Raw genomic sequence first — 802 nt, forward strand, 5'->3', positions numbered from 1 at the left:
TGTCCAAGATTCCCCACTGCTGCCTCCCGTAGGAGTCTGGGCCGTGTCTCAGTCCCAGTGTTGCTGATCATCCTCTAAAACCAGCTATAGATCGTAGACTTGGTAGGCCATTACCCCACCAACTATCTAATCTAACGCGGGCCGATCCAATTCCGATAAATCTTTCCCCCGAAGGGCGTATAAGGTATTACTCACCGTTTCCAGTGGCTATCCCTTAGAACTGGGTACGTTCCCACGCGTTACTAACCCGTCCGCCGCTCCCACCGAAGTGAGCGCTCGACTTGCATGTGTTAGGCCTGCCGCCAGCGTTCGTTCTGAGCCAGGATCAAACTCTCAAGTTGAAACGCTGTCACCAGCGTATCCTTGACGTCCGAACCTCTGCACATCTCCGATACTTCAGGTCCGCTTTGGGGGCAGAACCATATGTCCACCCGGCTAGGAACGGACACGTATCGGAAGTCATCTGTCTGTCTGTGCTTCAGGTCTCCTAAGAAACCGAAAGTCCATACAAACAGTGAAGCTGACACCGGTCATCGGTCACACTCGAAAGCGCTTCCTACCGGCGTTGATATACAGACGTCCATCCGTCGAAACGAACCAAACCGCCCACATATCTCTTCAGATATTAGCAATGTCAAACAGCGTGAGACAAATAACAACCGGATGCGCCCTAACTTCTCGGCGCGCCCGCCCGTCATAAACCTCGATTTTCTCCGCCTCGTCTGCGCCAGGTCCGCGTCCCCGCTTCCCCGCCGCCCCGTCTGGCGTCCCGTCCGTGCGCCTCAGCGCCGCCGGTGAGGGG

Annotated in this window: 1 rRNA gene; it reads right to left on the minus strand. The window is 55.9% G+C overall.

Annotation, left to right across the window (positions count from 1 at the left end):
* Positions 1-341, minus strand: a 16S ribosomal RNA gene (locus AC04PT_RS20080); the annotation flags it as partial.
* Positions 342-802 lie beyond the last annotated feature (461 nt).

It is taken from the genome of Litorisediminivivens sp. KMU-197, assembly GCF_056858395.1.